Here is an 18,039-nt window from a genome sequence, read left to right on the forward strand (position 1 = left end):
GAGGAATGGTTATCCATTTATTTGATTGTATGATCAGATGTACGGTAAGTTTTATATATAATCTAAGCGTAATGCAATAGTAAAGCCAGTCTAATAATAAGTATAAAAGGAATGTCATGTTTGCGATAGAAGAGTTATCAACAAATATAGCAGAGACCGAAACGGTGATCCAAATTGTCGCCAGTATCGAAGCGATAGTGCAACCAGATGATGCTTGGAATCAGAAAACATTGGCTGAACTGCTTGAACAAGACAGTATTAGTATGTTGATTGCTTACGATCAAGCAAAAGAAAAAGGTATCTTTCATCGTAAGATAGTTGGTTATTGCTTATATCAAATGACGTTTGAGCAAGCAGAGGTGCTGCGTATTGGGACTGATCCAGAACACCAAAGACAAGGCATTGCGTCAAAAATACTGAATAAATTGCACGAGATGCTACCGCTTAATCAGGTAGAGAGTCTCCTGTTAGAAGTACGTGCAGACAATACTGCAGCGATAGCGTTATACGAGCAACAGGCATTTAGCATTATTCATATACGCAAAGGCTATTATAAAGTGCCACATAAACCAGCAGTCGATGCATTGATCATGCAGCATACTTATATTCAGTAGAGAGAGGAAGGTTTGATAAAAAGGAAGTGGTCACAATAGAAATAGCTATAACAGCCAAGATATAGATACAAAACCAAATAAGCTTCAAACTCTATTTTAAAGGTATCTTCTTTTTACAGACTTCCACATCAAGTTGATAGTCACTATCTGCTTTCATTTGCCCTAGAATATCTAAGCGTTCGCTCAGTAGTTCTATCATGATGCTAATATTGGCTTGCTGTTTTTTGACTTGTTCTAATTTTTGCTGTGTTAGAGCAAGCTGCGAATCGATATCTAAGTGGCCATCATAATAATCATTTAAACTATTTTTGATTTCGATTAATGTGAAGCCAATGGCTTGCGCACTTTTGATCAGCTCTATACGTTCGATACATTCTGGATGAAACTCAGTATATAGGCGTGAGCCTGCCTGACGCTTGCGAGATTTTAGCAGCCCTAACTGCTCGTAATGGCGAACGGTGTCTTTTGTTGTATTGGCTTTTGCTGCTAGCTCTCCAATCAATAGAAACGATGTGTCAAGTGCCATAATAACCTCGTATTTTTACCGCTATAATAATCATAGTCTTAGCTGCCAAGGCGCTTCGCTATTCAGTAGCGAGACGGCTAATGATTTATGAGAGTGCTTTTGCCATGGCACAGAATGGCTACCTATCAGGTTGTCTAACTGAGTTAAAAAGTCAGTACGCGGTAAGGTCGTCGCACCTAAGCTCATCAAATGGTCGTTTGGTAGCTGGCAGTCAACGAGTGCAACATCACTTTGTTCACACAGGCGCATTAAGCCCCAAAACGCTAGCTTTGAAGCATTAGAGGCACGGTGGAACATGGATTCACCAAAGTAGATACCATTTATCTTCAACCCGTACAATCCACCGATAAGTTGCCCCGCTTCATCCCAGACTTCAATGCTATGAGCATAGCCTTGTGCATGCAGTTTGGTATAGGCATCGATCATCTTAGCGTGAATCCAAGTATGCTCACCTTCGGGCTGATTGTCATTGAGGCTATCGCTACGCGGTAAGCTACAGGCATGTATGACATCATCAAAAGCTTGATTAAGCGTCACTTGCCAACGTTCACGATTAGCCTGCTTGCGTAGAGATTTGCTCGGTTGATAGGCAGAGGGAACGATTACACAACGCGGTTCAGGACACCACCAAGCAATCGGCTCATCTTCGTTAAACCAAGGAAACAGACCTTGTGCATAGGCTGATATCAGCGTTTCAGGAGCCAGATCACCGCCCATAGCGACGATACCAATACCATCAGGATCGATAGAAACCGGATCAGGAAAGTCATAACGCCCAAGACTTTTTAAGGTCTCAGGCGTGATGAGTTTACCGTTCTGTTGAGTCAAGTTACCCATTTAGGCTTCTTTATCTTCAGTTAGTGTTGAATCGTAAGTGTGATCGCGAGCGACAGTCTCGCCCAATGCATCCAAGTACTTTTCAGCATCAAGAGCAGCCATACAGCCCGTGCCAGCAGAAGTGATGGCTTGACGGTAAACGTGATCGGCTACGTCACCTGCAGCAAATACCCCTTCGATACTGGTCTGAGTGGCATTACCATTCAAGCCGCTATTGACGGTCAGATAGCCATCTTTCATATCTAGTTGGTCTTTGAACAAGTCAGTATTTGGCTTGTGACCAATAGCGACAAACATGCCCATTGTATCTAGTTGTTTGGTGCTGCCATCAATCATTGATTCGATGACGACGCCATTGACACCCATGTCATCACCGACCACTTCTTTTACTTGATGATTCCATTCGATTTTGACGTTGCCATTCTTTGCTTTTTCAAATAGCTTGTCTTGAAGGATCTTTTCAGAACGCAAGCTGTCACGGCGATGTACCAGCGTCACTTCAGAAGCAATATTAGAAAGGTACAAAGCTTCTTCAACGGCTGTGTTACCACCACCAATTACCGCAACTTTTTGATCTTTGTAAAAGAAACCATCACACGTAGCACAGGCTGATACGCCAAGACCTTTAAATTTGGTCTCTGATTCTAGGCCCAAGTATTGTGCAGATGCACCAGTTGAGATAATGAGCGCGTCACAAGTATAGCTACCATTGTTGCCTGTCAGTTGAAAAGGGCGCTCGTTCAAGTTCACTTCATTAATATGATCATAGACCAATTCAGTACCGAAACGCTCAGCATGTGCTTTCATCCGTTCCATCAATGCAGGACCCGTCAAGTCGTGCGCATCGCCCGGCCAGTTGTCGACTTCGGTAGTGGTGGTTAATTGTCCACCGACTTCCATACCAGTAACCATAACTGGCTTAAGGTTAGCGCGTGCTGCATAAACTGCTGCAGAGTAGCCAGCAGGCCCTGAGCCTAAAATAATGAGCTTTTCGTGACGTGGAGCAGTAGTGTCAGTTGTCATGAGTTGTTCCTTGCTAAATATACGAATTAAAAATGTAAGTTATAAATATAATAAAAGAGGAGTATCAAAAATGACTACGAATATGCTTCTTCTAATTGTTGTGTGATAATAACATAAGGGCACAGAGCACAAAGTGCAAGTTTGCTAAAACAAACATAGTTATCATTAGAATCAAAGAATAAATAACTTGGGAATATAACTGCGAAAACGGCGAGTGTTTTACAGAATTTAGGCCACAAAGTTAGCCGTGTTCTGCTATTAGTGTTTCGCTAACCAACTGTTTCCTTACGCAAAGTGTCTGTTGATTTACTTTCTTATACGCTTTCTTGATAAGACTGTCGCCACTGCACCTATGTATTTGTTATTATAAGAAGTTATGCAAAGTGTAGTAGGGGCCAAGCGATAACGGTTGTTGCAAGGTTCTACAGTCGGTACCTATCAAACAAACACTTTGCTCGATAAATTTATGTCAACACTTTATGTCAGCATGATTAAGCTTAGTCATGCATTGGCGACTATTTAGTATTAATAACAAGGCAGATCTTACGTGATATCAGCACCGCTTATTGAGTATTTAAAAAAGGGAATGTTTACCCTCCTTGGGTTAATACTAGCCGTTTATCTGTTTGTCATTTTGATAACTTATACGGGTAACGATCCTAGCTGGTCGCATATCAGCAGTGATATGACCACGATTAATAACATGGGCGGTGAGGCAGGTGCTTGGTTATCCGATTTGCTTTATAGTTTTTTTGGATTTGGTGCTTGGTGGTTTTTAGCATTTGTGGTTTATGAGTCTATCTTGATTTGGTGGGAAAACAAACCAACGTTTTGGCTCATGCGATTGGTCGCTTATGTGTTTTTACTATTAAGTGCTAGCGCATTGTTTGCACAATTGGTAACTTTGGTTCAACAAGTCACGAACCCTGACGCAATCGGACTCAAAGGTGTCGCTGGTGGTATCATCGGGCTAGAGTTACAGGCGCGCTTGGCACAGTTACTATCGCAGTGGGGGAGTGTGGTTTTCTTAGCAGTATTTGTTGTGATTACCGCTACGTATGCCTTTAATATTCACTGGATAACGATATATCAAAAGGTTCGTGCACTATCGTGGTTTGGTTCAGGTATAAGAAGTCAGGATACTATTGAAACTACTCAACCGAGTAATACCTCACAAGATGATACCCAAGTTGCAGATGAGCCAGTAGCTCAAAAAGAAGAGCATGAGCAGTTACCACTTGAGTTGCAGTCTGCTGAAAACACTAGCGGTACTCAAGACGTTAGCAGTGGTGGACGTTTCGGTAATGTGTTGTCGGACTTTCTATCAACATCAGGACTGGCTGATAGTGTAAAGGCTTCTGCCATCGCAGCAAAAGCAGTGGCGACATCTAATAGCTTAAAAGATGAGCAGGACAATACCGATATAGGTTCGCTTAATAACTCTACTGATAATACCGTTAACAATACAGTCCAGCCATTAGCCTCAAACCCGACCGCACCTGTCGCCCGCAAAGTTGAACCAAGTTTTGCGTGGAATGATGCCAATACTGTTGATGACTTGCTCGCAAGTGAACAAATGGCTTACAGTACTAATAGTGTGGACAGTTCTGCTATGCCTGCCCCTAACTACTCCCAGACAGTTACTAGTACCACGGCAGCGTTAGAGAAAGCAGTACCTGCAACTGCAGTAACTACCACGATGAAAGCGGCTGCTCAACCAGTGGTACACGATAAAGAACCACTAGCTCAGTCATTAGCTGATGAGCCAATGCCTTACGATTTAGCCAGTCAGCCAGCCATTCAACCTACTGAGCCTGAAATCCCTACGACAAATGAGACGGCGGAAGTAGATAAATTAGCAGAAGCATGGTTGGCAGAGCATGCTGAAATATCAGAGCCTACAGAGTTGATTGTAGAAACGCCAGAAGACTCTAATCTTATTCAGGAAGCGATAGCAGCTGAGTCAATAGTAAAAGTGAAGACTCCAGAACCTATCGCAGAAGAGAAGATGAGTTCTGCAGAGGAGCCAGCCAATCAATCGTCTGACACGCCTGTAGAATTGCCAGATACTGAAAAGGCAACAATAATTTCTGAGCCTATAGTTGCTCCAGTAGTAGAGGGAAAGGATTCTACAGTGTCAAATGTTTCAGATATGACACCAACCAATACGCCTCCTGCTAATCCAAAAGCAGCACTAACAGTAGAAGTGACTAGTCCAACTTCAAACGTGCCTGAGCCTAAAACGCCTGCGCAACCGTCTGTTAGCTTCGCTGTACCAGAGGGCGATAGTAGTAACCATATCACTGATATGATGCCAGAGAGCGACAACGACGATACTAACGTACCAGTCATGCCGCATATTAGTGATGATGCCGCTTTCAGTCAAAAGTCGCGCTCGATGCAAACGGCAGCTTATCGCAGCAGCCTGACGCCTATTCCAGAAGTGTCTATATTGGATAAGCCAGATCCTGACCGCAAGCCTAGCTATACTGTGGCTGAGCTTGAAAAACTGTCTGAGTTGTTAGAAATTAAGCTACAAGAATTTAACGTCAAAGCCTCTGTGGTTAATGCTATCCCTGGCCCTGTCGTCACCCGTTTCGAAGTAGAGCTGGCTGCTGGTGTGAAGGCCAGTAAGGTAACAGGTATTTCGCGTGATTTAGCGCGTTCACTATCGATGGCTTCTTTGCGTGTGGTCGAAGTGATTCCGGGTAAACCTTACATTGGTATCGAAGTGCCAAACAAGAAACGTGAAATGGTACGTTTGATTGAACTGCTCAATACCGAAACGTTCAAAGATCCTAAAGCGCAGATTAGCATGGCGATGGGTAAAGACATCGGTGGTAACCCAATCATTACCGACCTTGCGCGTGCGCCGCATATGCTGGTCGCTGGTACCACGGGCTCTGGTAAGTCAGTATTGGTCAACTCGATGCTACTATCGATGCTACTCAAATATACACCCAATGAGCTGCGTCTTATCTTGATTGATCCAAAGCAGCTTGAACTTGCTAACTATAACGATATTCCACATTTGTTAACGCCAGTAGTCACCGATATGACGGAAGCGGCCAGTAGCTTGTCATGGTGTGTGGCTGAGATGGAACGTCGCTATCAGCTAATGAGCTTACTAAAAGTTCGTAAGCTCAATGAGTTCAATAAGAAAGTCATCGCGGCGGAGAAATCAGGTAATCCAATGCTCGATCCTCTATGGCGTCCAAATGACAGCGTAAGTATTAGCCAAGCACCCAAGCTAAAAACACTACCCATGATTGTCATTGTCGCGGATGAGTTTGCTGATATGATTATGCAAGTTGGTAAACAAGCCGAAGAGCTCATCACACGTTTGGCGCAAAAATCGCGTGCTGCCGGTATTCACTTAATGCTAGCGACTCAGCGTCCGTCAGTCGATGTCATTACAGGTCTGATTAAAGCCAACATCCCAGTGCGTGCGGCACTACGAGTCAACTCAAAAGTCGATTCACGTACGATTTTGGATAGTGGCGGTGCTGAGGATATGCTGGGTAACGGCGATATGTTGTTCTTAGGGCCAGGGCAGATTGAGCCGGATCGTGTACATGGTGCCTACGTCAGTGACGAAGAAGTTAATCGTGTCTGTGACGCTTGGCGTGAGCGCGGTGCCCCTGACTATATTGATAATATGGCAGGCAATTTTGAATTGTCTAGCCCAGGCGGTGGTAGTACAGCCAATGCCTCTGGTGAAGATGATGATTTATATAATGATGCCGTGGCCTTTATTATGGAAACACGTAAAGTTTCTGCTTCAAGCATTCAGCGTAAATTCAGCATCGGCTACAACCGTGCTGCGCGTATTGTCGACTCTATGGAGGAAGCTGGATTGGTCAGCTCGATGGGCAAAAGTGGTAAGCGTGAGCTGCTAATGTAAGCATGCTAAATATGAGGTCAATATTGAAAAAGCGAGTCATGAAAGTGGCTCGTTTTTTTGTGGAAGAGGTTTAATTGTATTTTCATAAAAAGGTTTAATAGTGAGCTCCTATTGTAAAATAAAGCCTCATCTTCAAAGAGTAGGTTTGCATACTATTCATTAATTACTGAAATCGACCAGATGACTAATGAGTCCATTTATCAGATATCAGGCATGGTTTTTTATACTAAACTGACAGGAGTATATGAAAAGATAGTCTGTAATTTTAAAAAATGAGCTTTAGAAAATCTTAAGAAAGTTACTCTCTAAGGAAGGTCGGTTATGTTTAAAGAATATACTCAGTATGACGGGTTAGCCTTAGCGGCATTGGTCAACTCAGGTGATGTCAGTGCAAAGGAATTGCTTGATGCTGCTGTTCATCAAGCAAATCAGATTAACCCTAAGCTAAATGCCATCGTACATCGATTTGATGAGCGCGCCTACAATGCTGCGCAGGCAGGCTTGCCTTCAGGTGTGTTTACTGGTGTGCCGTATTTGCTAAAAGATTTATCTTTTAGCTTCGCCGACGAGCCCATTACGATGGGCAGTCGCAGCGTTAATATCATCTCAGAAAAAGACAGCGAAATCGTTAAACGGATGAAAGCGACTGGCGTTAATACCTTCGGCAAAACAAACACTCCTGAGTTTGGTTTGATTATCACCACTGAGCCAAAGGCGCATGGCGCCACTCACAACCCTTTCAAAAAAGGCTACAGCTCTGGCGGCTCATCAGGTGGTAGTGCAGCAGCAGTTGCAAGCGGTATTGTCCCGATGGCAGGCGGCGGTGATGGCGGTGGCTCGATACGTTTTCCGTCTGCTTGGTGCGGTACGTTTGGGCTGAAACCAAGCCGTGGACGTAACCCAATGGGCCCTAATCTTGGTGAAGGCTGGGAAGGGGCAGTGGCTGACCATGTTATTACGCGTTCAGTACGCGATAGTGCGGCGATGCTAGATGCCACTAATGGAGCGGAGATTGGTGCGCCTTATATTATAGCTCCGCCAGATGGTACGTTTCTGCAAGCAGCAATGCGTGCACCGCGACAGCTAAAAATCGCCTTGCATCAGCAGCCTTTGATAGCTAATACGACAGTGGACAAAGAAGTGCTGGCGGTACTTGAGCAAACGGCTAAGCAACTAGAATCTATGGGTCATGAGGTGGTATCGGCCGAGCCAAATATCAATATCGATCAGTTCTGGCACGACTTTATCGTTGTGGTCTGCGCGCATACGGCCTTTACGATTGATAATCTCGAGCGTGATTTTGGGGCTGACCATATCAAAAACCTAGAGCCGCAAACTTACAACATGGCATTGCTCGGACGCTCATTGTCAGCGGTGGATCTAGCACATGCCAAACATGGCTGGCATCATAGCCAGTATCAGACGGGTCTATTACTAGAAGACTACGATATGATCTTATGCCCGACGGTACCTACGCCTGCGGTGAAGCATGGTGTGCTACCGCCTAGCCGTATGGATGAGATGATGATGCGTAGCGCTAAGGTGCTTAACAAAGGCTTCAATATGGGTAGATATGCCTTTAGCTCAGGCATGATCGAAAAGCTTAGCGCACCTGTATTAGGTAAGATGGGCTTTACGCTATTGGGTAATATTACAGGGTTACCCGCGATGTCAGTACCCGTCGGTATGAGCAAAAAGGGTCTACCAATTGGCATGCAATTAATTGGACGCATGAATGATGAAGCGACATTATTTAGCGTGGCGGGCGAGATGGAGCGCGCTGGTCTATTTACCAAACACGCTTTTGAAAAATAGGATGGATATCTATGGTCTGAATTAGCAGCTCTCAATCAAAGCGGTAGATATCCATGCCTAAGCTATGGTGGGCCATACTTTGATGAACGACAGAGACGCGTTGACCAGTACCTAATGCAAAAAACAGCGGTAGCAAATGCTCATCACTCGGATGAATGTCCTTGTAGTCTGGGTATTGCTGCCAATCAAGCGCTGCGGGAATATCTATCTTGAGCTGTTGCAGCAACCACTGCTTAAAGGTTTTGGCTGCTTGATCGATGCTGTCAGCTTCCCAGCGTAATGCTTGCAGGTTATGTGTGATATTCCCTGAACCGATGACAAGGATTTGCTCATCACGCAGGTGCGCCAACTGCACGCCCAGCTGATAACAGGCAACGCTGTCGTAATGCTGCGGCAAAGATATTTGTACGATAGGCACACCTGCTTCTGGATACAAATGCCTAAGCGGTGCCCAAACACCATGGTCACAGGCACGTACTGGATTGACACTGCAAGTAATACCACGCGCTGTGAGCTGCTGAGCAAGGGTCTCAGCCAGCGCTGGCTGACCTGCAGCAGGATACTGAATATCATAAAGCTCAGACGAAAACCCTGAAAAGTCATGCCACGTCTTTGGCTGTGGGTTGCTGCTAATCTCTAGCTTTGCTGACTGCCAGTGCGCTGACATAATGACAATGGCACGTGGTTTGGGTAAGTTTTGGCCGATGCGCGCCAGTGCGCTGGTTGTAGCAGATTGCTCAATCGCAAGTGTAGGTGCGCCATGAGAAATAAAGAGTGCTGGTAACTTAGAGGTACTTGCTGCCACATCAGACATATTTTCCCATGCAGCAGCCGCTGTGATAGGCGTCTGCACATTCTGATTGTCATCACGTTGATGAGAGGTATTAGAGGCGTTAGGTGTCGCACGTTTTGGATATTTCATGCTGTATTTATTAGGGCGCACGCCAGTTTTTCAATCTATTCTGTAATTGATGTCTTAAACTAAAAAACAGCTTAGTCTTTTATTTAGTTACCACGGTGATAAGGGTGGTTATTATTGATACTCATCGCACGATACAATTGTTCCATGAGTACAACGCGAACTAGTGGGTGTGGCAATGTCAGTGCTGATAGAGATAACTTTGCGTCAGCCTTTGCCAGTACTTCTGGTGATACCCCATCTGCACCACCGATAACCAAGGCGATATCATCTCCTTGCTGCATACCATCAGCGAGCTTGCCTGCCAGTCCTTCTGTTGAAATCATCTTGCCTTTGACATCTAACACCCATAATTGCTCGCGGCTTGATACGTTGTGAGCGGCTAGTATTGCTTGACCTTCTTGCTCGCGGTACTGTGCTAAGTTAGCGTCTGAGGGGTTCTTGGCTCGCTTTGCAGCCGCAATTTCAACAATTTCTGTGCTCAGCATTGGTTGAATGCGCTTATAGTACTCGTCAAAACCCGTCTGCACCCATTTGGGCATCTTATTGCCAACGGTCAAAATTCTTACTTTCATAGTGCTTACCATCTCGATAATTAAATTCAAGCTTATTAGGGTGTGTCCTAAATAATTTGTTCTTTACTGTCTATAGTTTACATCAGCGGGTTAATTGTCTCTGATACCTTGCTGCTTATACCTTGACCATCGTCGCTCTTATCTGCTTGGCTTGGCTTTGGAATGACAGTAAGCTTCGCATCAGACTCAAAGACAATAGCTTCGACATCATCGAAACTATTAATCCCTTCAGTACGCATGGCACACTCAATTTCCTGACGAGTCAAGCGCTCATCACGCATAACATCTGGCAAAAACTGCCCTTGATAAAAAACAATACGTGGCTCTGACAAAATAAAATCACTAAATTGCGGTGAGATAGATGCGTATTTCGTCACCAAAAACTGTAAAAGATACAATACCAAAATAGATGAGAATCCTTCGATAAGAGGAATTTCCTTAAGTAAAATCGTGCTGGCACCCAACGAGCCGATCATGACGGTAACGACCCAGTCGAAATTGTTGAGCTGAGAGGTAGAGCGTTTACCAGAAGCTTTGGTCACCAGTACAATCAAAATATAAACAATAATTGTCGTCAAAATAATACGGCTAAGTTTGTCTATATTATCGAAAAAAAACATATCCATGAGGTTGGCTCCTATTACTAAAATCAAATAGTGCGTCGCTAATAGCATACTTATTTGGGTAAGATCTCACACAGTCGTTACTTGTAAGCTTCTTATACCATTTTGAAGGTAAATACATGCCTTAACGTTAGCCTAACGGATTTTGCACATGAGTAGGGGGAAACTTTGTAGCACCTTGTAGATGATGATTTGTACTTACGTTAGTCTGCGTATAGGGTCTAATAATCGATTGACAGCCCATAGGCTTATACGCGCGCTGACTAAAGTGAGCGCCAGCATTAGCATCAGTGATGAAAGCAAAGGCAGTGGACGCTGCATTGCCATTTCAAACAGTACCTCGCGGCTTATCGCATCAAACAGCCAAAGCCAAATGGCTGAAAAATAAATGACAGTTAATATCCAGACAATAATAACCCCACCAAACATCAATTTATTAATTTCATCTCGCGCTAGTGCTCGCTTTTGATGCTTGATGAATTTGCTGACAGCGATGTAGGCACCTATGATAATAGAAACCACCATGACCAACTGTGGGTTAAGCGCTAGTTTGGTTTGTATTATCATAAATATGGCACTGGCGAGCGTGTACCCAATCGCAAAAAAACCGACATATCGGGCCAGTTTAGGCTGAGCTTGTAGAGGCGTCTGAGGTTTGTTAAGACTGGTTGTCTGGCGTGACATAAGCTAACCTTTATAAAGATAAAAAATAGAATATTAGGGTCTGTTAAACATCGATTTAAAGTATTAATTAAAAAATTAGCGCTTTGCCGTCCAGTCGAGCATGGCATCTAATACAGGCCGCGCTGCATAAGGATTTAATGCTTGGTCGGTATTAATGATACCGACGACAACGTAATCTTGTCCTGACAACCCTTTGACATAACCTGCCATTGACGTGACATTGTTGAGCGTGCCAGTTTTTATCCATGCACGTCCAGTAGCGGCCGACTCAGGTAAGCGATCGCTATGGGCGGCAATAGTGCCACTAACTCCAGCGATCCCTAACGAGTCGACATAGGACTCAAAATCTGGTCGAGCATAAGCATAAGTCAGTAGCTCGCTTAGGTTGGCTGCGGTGATAGTACACTCGCGGCAAAGTCCTGAACCATTGGTCAAATGAGGCGGCGGTGTACTGAGGTGGGTTTGCCACCATTGATTGATGGCTTGTAAGGCTGCAGGGTAATCTGTTGTAGCAGGCTTACCAAATTGATATAAGCTATCAGCCTTTTTGCTACTAGATTGAACAGCCCCTATTTTATTATCCATCTCATTACTAGCACTGGCTTTATGACTGCTTGGACTAGTCGCAGTTGTGCTAGACGATATTGTTTGATCCAGCCTTTCTTTGTCATAAGCGCCTATAGATAGCGCCACTTGCTCAGCCATAACATTGTTTGAAAAGTGGTTAATGTCATGAATCTGCTTTGTTAAATTCAACGACGGGTAGCTGACCATAGGTAGAGGGGACATCGCGATAGCCGTAAGCCCGTGCGCTCGTTTTGTCGTTTTGGTCATATCGTAAGGGGTTTCTTGCGAGATTACCTGCCCACTCAAGGTATTACTTAAGGCTTGCCATTTGGCAGCGACGACGTGTGCGGCAAACTCTTTGGCATTAGGATGTGCCACGTAAAAGACATGCTCACCGCAGCTCACTGGCAGACTGGTATTTAATACGAGCTGTGTATCCTGCCACTGCGGCGCTAGACTATAGCTTGCTTGCCCACAACTGGCTGCACGAGTATTTATTGTAGCAGGCAGTTGGTAGTCTGCTAGCTGCGGCTTATAAGTCACACTGGCTTGGCCATTATCTTGAGGATAAGTTTTGATACCAATGGTACTAAAGTTAACCAAAAACCCATCGGGACTGGCGTTATAAGGGCGTAGTGGTGAGTTATCAAAGGCGGCAGGATCTTTAGTGACATTGTTAAAAACGGTACTATCGAGAATGATGTCACCATCGATGTGATGAATACCTAATGCTTGTACTTTGTACAGCAACTGCTTTAATCGCTCATGGGTCATTTTTGGATCGCCACTACCTTGAATAATCAAGTCGCCATGTAGATGGTCACCGATGACGATACCTGTATGATATACCCGCGTATGCCACACAAAGTCGGCTCCTAAAGTGTCTAAGGCAATAAAACTAGGCACGAGTTTCATGGTACTAGCAGGCGTACGAGGGATGTCGGACTGGTGATCTAGCACAGGCGAAAATGAAATATTTATAGAGGCTTTATTGTTGCTAGTGGTCTCTTGGACTTTGCCGTTCTGAGGAAGTGTATTCTGAGGTTCGTCAGGGATAACCGTTGGAATACTCTCTACACTCTGATAAGTATAAGGGTCGTCGGTATAAGTATGTATTTTTCGCTCGTGCTTCTCAATGGTACGCTGCTCTATGGTGACTAGTGCGCTCTGATAGCTCGGATCGCTGACACTTGTATCCGTAGAGGCGTTTGTAGTCTGATGATTAGATATTGCATTAGGTGCAGGCTGACTGTCAGGCTCATCACTATCAATGACTTGAATAGGAGTAGGCAGCTGGCTGGCAGCCTTATCACCTATAGGTGTAATGACGATGCTGATATCCGCTTCTGTTAAGTCGGCACGCGTCAAGGCTTTTTGAATAGCTGTGGGTAACACGGCTTGTGCATGTATTGGTGCGACTATCACCGTTGCCAATAACGCTAATCTAGGTAGACGTTTACTAAGTTTATTTAGCGGTCGCAAATGACGACGAAGCGTAGTAATTTTGGTAGCAGCAGTAGAGTAATGACGGTGTTTAGAAGGGAATCGCATGAGCATATTTCATCAGGTGGCAAAAACAGTCTATGGTAACATGAGTTGCTGTTTTCGCACACGAGGTCAGGAGCACAATTTTAGCAATAACGACACACTTATTTAGATATCTAACCCCAACTATCGATTGAACTGCGAGCATGCTTTACTGCTAACGCACATGTAAAAAAGCCATTGCCGTCATAACAGCATCGTTATAAGCATCGTGCGCGCCCAGTTCAGGAATGTTGTAATGGGCTAGTATACGAGTCAGATGTTGAGCTTGGCTAGATAAGCCTTGTGTATGTCCACTGATACGTCGACTGTACAAGTGCCGCAAGTCTATGACTTCGTTTGGTAGAGGTGTTCCCATATAGCGTTTGACCAAAGGATTTAAAAAAGTCATGTCTAGCTGTGTGCAGAACCCAACGATTGGTCGATTACCTATGAATGGTAATAGTAGGGCCAACATGTTATCGTAACTCATGCCATGTTCAACGTCGGCGGTACGCAGGCCATGAATAACAATGGTGTCGCGGTCTGGCATCACAGGAGGTCTGCAAACCAAATGTATGCCATTACCCGTGTCGATAGTATTGCCATTAATATGTATCGCTGCTACAGACAGCAGGTGATGCTTTTTGGGATTTAGCCCTGTCATTTCACAGTCAATCGCCACCCACTGCTCAGCCGAAGGTGTCGTAAACATTGAGGCTAGCTCCGGACGCTTTAATTGCGTCTTTTGCCAAGCGCACGATAACTGCTGTAACCAGCTCATATTAATCGCTCATTCATCTATGTTGTATTTGTATTTGAGACCTTTCTTTATTCATGAAGCTTCTGTATTAAGACTGCTACACTCATACGATTTCTAACTGGTAGTGTTGACGCAATTGATTCTTAAAGCTTTTAACCACAGTTAGACACTCTTTGAGTAGATCACGTTCAAGCGCAGTCAAAGTCGTTGGATCTACTTGCCGTGCATGCTTATCGTCGGTTGAGAGCGCTACAGATAAACGCTGCGCCATAAAAAACTCTAGCGCTTCTAGCAGAGTATCGGCGCGCTCTTGGGTCATAGCGTTAACTTGTACTAAGGCTTTTAAACGCGCTTTGGTACTAGGCACATCGAGCACATTGTTTTCTAATGCTAAGGTGCGAATACCATGAACCAAGGGAAAGATCCCTGCTTTTTTTAGGTCAATATCAGATGATGCTGATTTACCACTCAGTAAAGGCACAAACTTTTGCCACCATTGATTAACATCACCAAACTGTAGCGCGGCCCGCGCAAACTGTCTGACAAACATGGGATCTGCTGTTTTATGAGCCAGCTTTAAATGATGACGTACTTGCGTGAGCAGTGACTCATCGCCGCAGACGTATTCACCATCTAGTATCGCAGACAAGTAAATACCATGCATCGGATCTGAATTTCTAAACCATAGACCAATTTGTGTAGTGAATGACTTGAGCGGTTGTCGCCACATAGGGTTGGTCATCATAATATTGCCATCACATAGTGGGTAGCCAAGCGTTGCTAAGTGATCGTTAAAAGTATCAGCGAACTGTGCTAGGTCAGGATGTGTATAGCCATCACGAATGATAAGCGCGTTGTCTTGATCGGTACGCATGATTTGCTCACCGCGACCTTCTGAACCCATAACGATAAGGCAGGTATTGGCTAACACCTCATCAGGTACAATCAGCTGCCATAGCTTGGTAAACACCTGTGCATTTAGCGTCTGTACCATACGACTGATATTGCCAATTTTGACACCATTATGATGCTGTGCACGAATATAGCGGCCAATCAGCTCAACAGCGGTATCTAGGCTTGATAGGTCCTGTGCCTGTTCGATTTGAATACTAATGAGCTGTGAATGATGGCCAATGTGAGCGAGCATATCGCTTTGCCCCAGCACACCGACGACATCGCCATTCTTATCAATGACTGGCAGTCTATGAATACGATAGCGAGTCATGGTCAGCAGCGCATCACCAATCTCATCACTGGCTTTGATCGTACGTAGATTAAAATTAGCATAGCGCTGGCAAGGAGTGGTAGCCGGATCTTGTCTGTCACTTACGGCGCGGCAAATATCAGTATCAGTCAAAATTCCTAAGAGTAATTTTGTCTTAAGTTGCGCTATTTGTGAGCTACCTAAACCACCTGATTGTAAGTCATCTAAATCATGTAAGCTATGTAGCGGTCGGACCAGCACATGTTTTAATCCAGCTTCGGTCATGATTCGAGCGGCTTCGTACAAGCTGTCATTGGCATTGACAATGTGAACTGGCAATAGATGAACATCTACTACTGGTTGCAGAATGATTTGCTGTACTTCTTGTTGATTGGTGTAGTTGGCAGGATTTAGTGTTTTATTATGACGCCGCTGGCGCAATGCTTTTAATCGTTCAGGCAGCTTGTCTGATAGCATTTGGCGCACTAAATGGTTTTGTGCGCTGATTTTATCGATAGCATCGCCAGCGACTTGGATTAGTAAGGTCTCTTCATTAGCTCGGAATTGATAGGGCTGTATGGGCGTATTTTCAGTCTCTAGCTTATTGTCTTTGGTAAATGACTCAGGCAGGCGGCGACTGTCAAACCAATCATTATTATTCAGACCGTCAGCGTGGTTGCTACCTACATAAGAAGCGACAAACTCACCATCTAGTGATTGCTCGATTTGCCCTTTGATGACCACATACAGACATTGCAGTTCTCCTGCAGGCAAGATCTCGTTTTTGGCAAGGTAGCGTATTTGGGTGTTTTTTCTAATGCTTTGACGCTCAGCTAAGCTCAATACGTCGAAGGGCGGCTGGCTAAAATCAAGATGGGGCATGGCATCATCCTTGATGGCATATTTTCGGTAGAGACTTTACTATAGCATTAATAAAACAAAAAGCCTTCAATAACCCTATTTATATTGTGGTTATTGAAGGCTTTTTGATATGGAGATATTTATCTCAGCTACATTAGAATCTTTCTACATTGGCTCTAAGCACCTAATAGTTTTCGGATACGATTGATCGCTTCTCGGCTCTCATCGACACTCGCGACCAGAGCGATACGGACATAACCTTGTCCAGGGTTGTGACCATCAACTTCTCGTGACAAATAGCGTCCTGCCAATGCATGAATGTTGGCTTGCTCATACAATGCTTTGACAAAGATTTCACCATCACTACCGAATTGCTCAGGCACTTTAACCCAAAAGTAAAACCCAGCATCAGGCATGCGTAACTCTAGCAACTCTCCAAGCTCAGACATCCATAAGGCAAACTTCTCTTGGTATAGCGCGCGATTATGAGCGACATGTTTTTCGTCCTGCCATGCAGCGATAGAGGCAAGCTGATGTGGTATGGGCATCGCACAACCTTGGTAAGTACGATATTGCAAATAAGCCTGCAATATTTTGGCATCACCGGCCACGAATCCAGAGCGTAAGCCCGGTAAGTTCGAACGTTTGGATAAAGAATGAAACACGATGCAATTTTTGAAATCACGACGACCAAGGGCTGCACAAGCTTGGAGCAATCCAATCGGTGCTGTGTCAAAATACAGCTCGCTATAACACTCATCACTGGCGATGATAAAACCATATTGATCTGACAGACGGATGAGATATTCCCAATCATCCATTGTCATGACGGAGCCTGTTGGATTGTTTGGACTACAGACGAACAAGAGCTGTGTACGCATCCAGACGTCTTTTGGTACCGCGCGATAGTCACCTTTGTAGTCATTATCTGAGGTACAAGGGACAAAGTAAGGCGTTGCTTGTGCCAGTATCGCCGCACCTTCGTATATTTGATAAAACGGGTTGGGCATGACAACGGTAGGCGATGTATCAGATGATACAGAGTTGCTCTCTTTATCAGCTATATCATGATCAATAACTGCTTGTACGAAGCTAAAAATCGCTTCACGTGTGCCCATTACGGGTAATACTTGATCATTGGCATCGACATGATTCAGAAAAAACCGCTTCTCTAACCAATGAGCAATGGTTTGACGCAGCTCAAACATACCGTTTGTGGTTGGATAACGACTTATTTTGTCCAAGTTTTCGCGTAGGACGTCCAGTACAAATGCTGGTGGCTCATGTTTTGGCTCGCCAATACCGAGCTTTATTTCGCTGTAACCGTTGGCAGGATTGCTATCGGCAAGTAATGCGGCCATTTTTGCGAACGGATAAGGGTGCAAATACGATAAGTTGTGATTCATAAGTGTGATAACTATAATAGACAATTAATAATAAAGTTATAAAGAAAGTTTACATTAGAGCAGTGTAGCACTTCTCTAATTTTTTGTCCTTTTCTTCTTATACCGTGAATAGGTCTTTACCAAATGGAAACTATTCAACGTACGGCTCATAAGTATGTAGCCGTCGAGAAGCCTTGTGAAACTTTCGTCATTTA

General features: G+C 44.3%; 14 protein-coding genes. 3 read left to right on the forward strand and 11 right to left on the reverse strand.

The window, feature by feature from the left end:
* Nucleotides 1-116: 116 nt before the first annotated feature.
* A complete protein-coding gene (gene rimI, locus ACT3QR_RS12790; RefSeq protein ID WP_444521711.1) occupies nucleotides 117-614 on the forward strand; it encodes a ribosomal protein S18-alanine N-acetyltransferase in 498 nt (165 codons plus the stop codon).
* 91 nt (nucleotides 615-705) lie between these two features.
* On the opposite strand, the gene ACT3QR_RS12795 is transcribed toward rimI, so the two are convergent.
* Genes ACT3QR_RS12795 through trxB form a run of 3 tightly spaced genes read right to left on the reverse strand, consistent with a single transcriptional unit; the run spans nucleotide 706 to nucleotide 3,000 of the window.
* Entirely contained in the window at nucleotides 706-1,140 is a 435-nt protein-coding gene (locus tag ACT3QR_RS12795; RefSeq protein WP_444521712.1) for a MerR family transcriptional regulator, read from the reverse strand.
* Nucleotides 1,141-1,170: 30 nt separating this feature from the next.
* Nucleotides 1,171-1,977, reverse strand: a complete 807-nt coding sequence (gene aat, locus ACT3QR_RS12800) for a leucyl/phenylalanyl-tRNA--protein transferase (RefSeq protein WP_444521713.1) — start codon at nucleotides 1,975-1,977, stop codon at nucleotides 1,171-1,173.
* On the reverse strand, nucleotides 1,978-3,000 hold the full coding sequence (gene trxB / locus ACT3QR_RS12805) for a thioredoxin-disulfide reductase (RefSeq protein ID WP_444521714.1): 1,023 nt from the start codon (nucleotides 2,998-3,000) through the stop codon (nucleotides 1,978-1,980).
* 547 nt (nucleotides 3,001-3,547) lie between these two features.
* Here trxB and ACT3QR_RS12810 point away from each other — a divergent pair.
* Nucleotides 3,548-6,904, forward strand: coding sequence for a DNA translocase FtsK 4TM domain-containing protein (locus ACT3QR_RS12810; RefSeq protein WP_444521715.1), 3,357 nt, complete (start codon nucleotides 3,548-3,550; stop codon nucleotides 6,902-6,904).
* 321 nt (nucleotides 6,905-7,225) lie between these two features.
* Nucleotides 7,226-8,719: an amidase gene (locus ACT3QR_RS12815; RefSeq protein WP_444521716.1), complete on the forward strand. Its 1,494-nt coding sequence runs from the start codon at nucleotides 7,226-7,228 to the stop codon at nucleotides 8,717-8,719.
* A gap of 31 nt (nucleotides 8,720-8,750) precedes the next feature.
* Here the strand turns inward: ACT3QR_RS12815 and ACT3QR_RS12820 are convergent, their stop codons facing one another.
* The 8 genes from ACT3QR_RS12820 to dapC all read right to left on the reverse strand — a co-directional run bounded on the left by ACT3QR_RS12820 (nucleotide 8,751) and on the right by dapC (nucleotide 17,845).
* A complete protein-coding gene (locus tag ACT3QR_RS12820) occupies nucleotides 8,751-9,533 on the reverse strand; it encodes a DODA-type extradiol aromatic ring-opening family dioxygenase (RefSeq protein WP_444521737.1) in 783 nt (260 codons plus the stop codon).
* A 191-nt stretch (nucleotides 9,534-9,724) separates the two neighbouring features.
* Nucleotides 9,725-10,213, reverse strand: coding sequence for a 23S rRNA (pseudouridine(1915)-N(3))-methyltransferase RlmH (gene rlmH / locus ACT3QR_RS12825; protein WP_444521717.1), 489 nt, complete (start codon nucleotides 10,211-10,213; stop codon nucleotides 9,725-9,727).
* Between the two features lie 77 nt (nucleotides 10,214-10,290).
* Complete coding sequence (locus ACT3QR_RS12830) at nucleotides 10,291-10,839, reverse strand: DUF421 domain-containing protein (RefSeq protein WP_444521718.1); 549 nt, start codon at nucleotides 10,837-10,839, stop codon at nucleotides 10,291-10,293.
* A 195-nt stretch (nucleotides 10,840-11,034) separates the two neighbouring features.
* Nucleotides 11,035-11,520: an ABZJ_00895 family protein gene (locus ACT3QR_RS12835; RefSeq protein WP_444521719.1), complete on the reverse strand. Its 486-nt coding sequence runs from the start codon at nucleotides 11,518-11,520 to the stop codon at nucleotides 11,035-11,037.
* A 75-nt stretch (nucleotides 11,521-11,595) separates the two neighbouring features.
* Nucleotides 11,596-13,638: a D-alanyl-D-alanine carboxypeptidase/D-alanyl-D-alanine-endopeptidase gene (locus tag ACT3QR_RS12840; protein WP_444521720.1), complete on the reverse strand. Its 2,043-nt coding sequence runs from the start codon at nucleotides 13,636-13,638 to the stop codon at nucleotides 11,596-11,598.
* A gap of 151 nt (nucleotides 13,639-13,789) precedes the next feature.
* Nucleotides 13,790-14,395: a 3'-5' exonuclease gene (locus tag ACT3QR_RS12845; protein ID WP_444521721.1), complete on the reverse strand. Its 606-nt coding sequence runs from the start codon at nucleotides 14,393-14,395 to the stop codon at nucleotides 13,790-13,792.
* Between the two features lie 82 nt (nucleotides 14,396-14,477).
* A complete protein-coding gene (locus ACT3QR_RS12850) occupies nucleotides 14,478-16,460 on the reverse strand; it encodes a DUF294 nucleotidyltransferase-like domain-containing protein (protein ID WP_444521722.1) in 1,983 nt (660 codons plus the stop codon).
* A gap of 155 nt (nucleotides 16,461-16,615) precedes the next feature.
* The gene (gene dapC / locus ACT3QR_RS12855) at nucleotides 16,616-17,845 is read right to left on the reverse strand and encodes a succinyldiaminopimelate transaminase (RefSeq protein ID WP_444521723.1); all 1,230 of its coding nucleotides are present in this window, start codon (nucleotides 17,843-17,845) and stop codon (nucleotides 16,616-16,618) included.
* Between the last annotated feature and the right edge of the window lie 194 nt (nucleotides 17,846-18,039).

This window comes from Psychrobacter sp. AOP7-B1-25, from assembly GCF_052376195.1.
In the GTDB taxonomy this organism is placed as follows: Bacteria; Pseudomonadota; Gammaproteobacteria; order Pseudomonadales; family Moraxellaceae; genus Psychrobacter.

What these genes read in the sequence shown, in the direction of transcription:
- rimI (WP_444521711.1), top strand. Translation starts at nt 117, where the DNA reads ATGTTTGCGATAGAAGAGTTATCAACAAATATAGCAGAGACCGAAACG.
- ACT3QR_RS12795 (WP_444521712.1), bottom strand. Translation starts at nt 1,140, where the DNA reads ATGGCACTTGACACATCGTTTCTATTGATTGGAGAGCTAGCAGCAAAA.
- aat (WP_444521713.1), bottom strand. Translation starts at nt 1,977, where the DNA reads ATGGGTAACTTGACTCAACAGAACGGTAAACTCATCACGCCTGAGACC.
- trxB (WP_444521714.1), bottom strand. Translation starts at nt 3,000, where the DNA reads ATGACAACTGACACTACTGCTCCACGTCACGAAAAGCTCATTATTTTA.
- ACT3QR_RS12815 (WP_444521716.1), top strand. Translation starts at nt 7,226, where the DNA reads ATGTTTAAAGAATATACTCAGTATGACGGGTTAGCCTTAGCGGCATTG.
- ACT3QR_RS12820 (WP_444521737.1), bottom strand. Translation starts at nt 9,533, where the DNA reads ATGTCTGATGTGGCAGCAAGTACCTCTAAGTTACCAGCACTCTTTATT.
- rlmH (WP_444521717.1), bottom strand. Translation starts at nt 10,213, where the DNA reads ATGAAAGTAAGAATTTTGACCGTTGGCAATAAGATGCCCAAATGGGTG.
- ACT3QR_RS12830 (WP_444521718.1), bottom strand. Translation starts at nt 10,839, where the DNA reads ATGGATATGTTTTTTTTCGATAATATAGACAAACTTAGCCGTATTATT.
- ACT3QR_RS12835 (WP_444521719.1), bottom strand. Translation starts at nt 11,520, where the DNA reads ATGTCACGCCAGACAACCAGTCTTAACAAACCTCAGACGCCTCTACAA.
- ACT3QR_RS12840 (WP_444521720.1), bottom strand. Translation starts at nt 13,638, where the DNA reads ATGCGATTCCCTTCTAAACACCGTCATTACTCTACTGCTGCTACCAAA.
- ACT3QR_RS12845 (WP_444521721.1), bottom strand. Translation starts at nt 14,395, where the DNA reads ATGAGCTGGTTACAGCAGTTATCGTGCGCTTGGCAAAAGACGCAATTA.
- ACT3QR_RS12850 (WP_444521722.1), bottom strand. Translation starts at nt 16,460, where the DNA reads ATGCCCCATCTTGATTTTAGCCAGCCGCCCTTCGACGTATTGAGCTTA.
- dapC (WP_444521723.1), bottom strand. Translation starts at nt 17,845, where the DNA reads ATGAATCACAACTTATCGTATTTGCACCCTTATCCGTTCGCAAAAATG.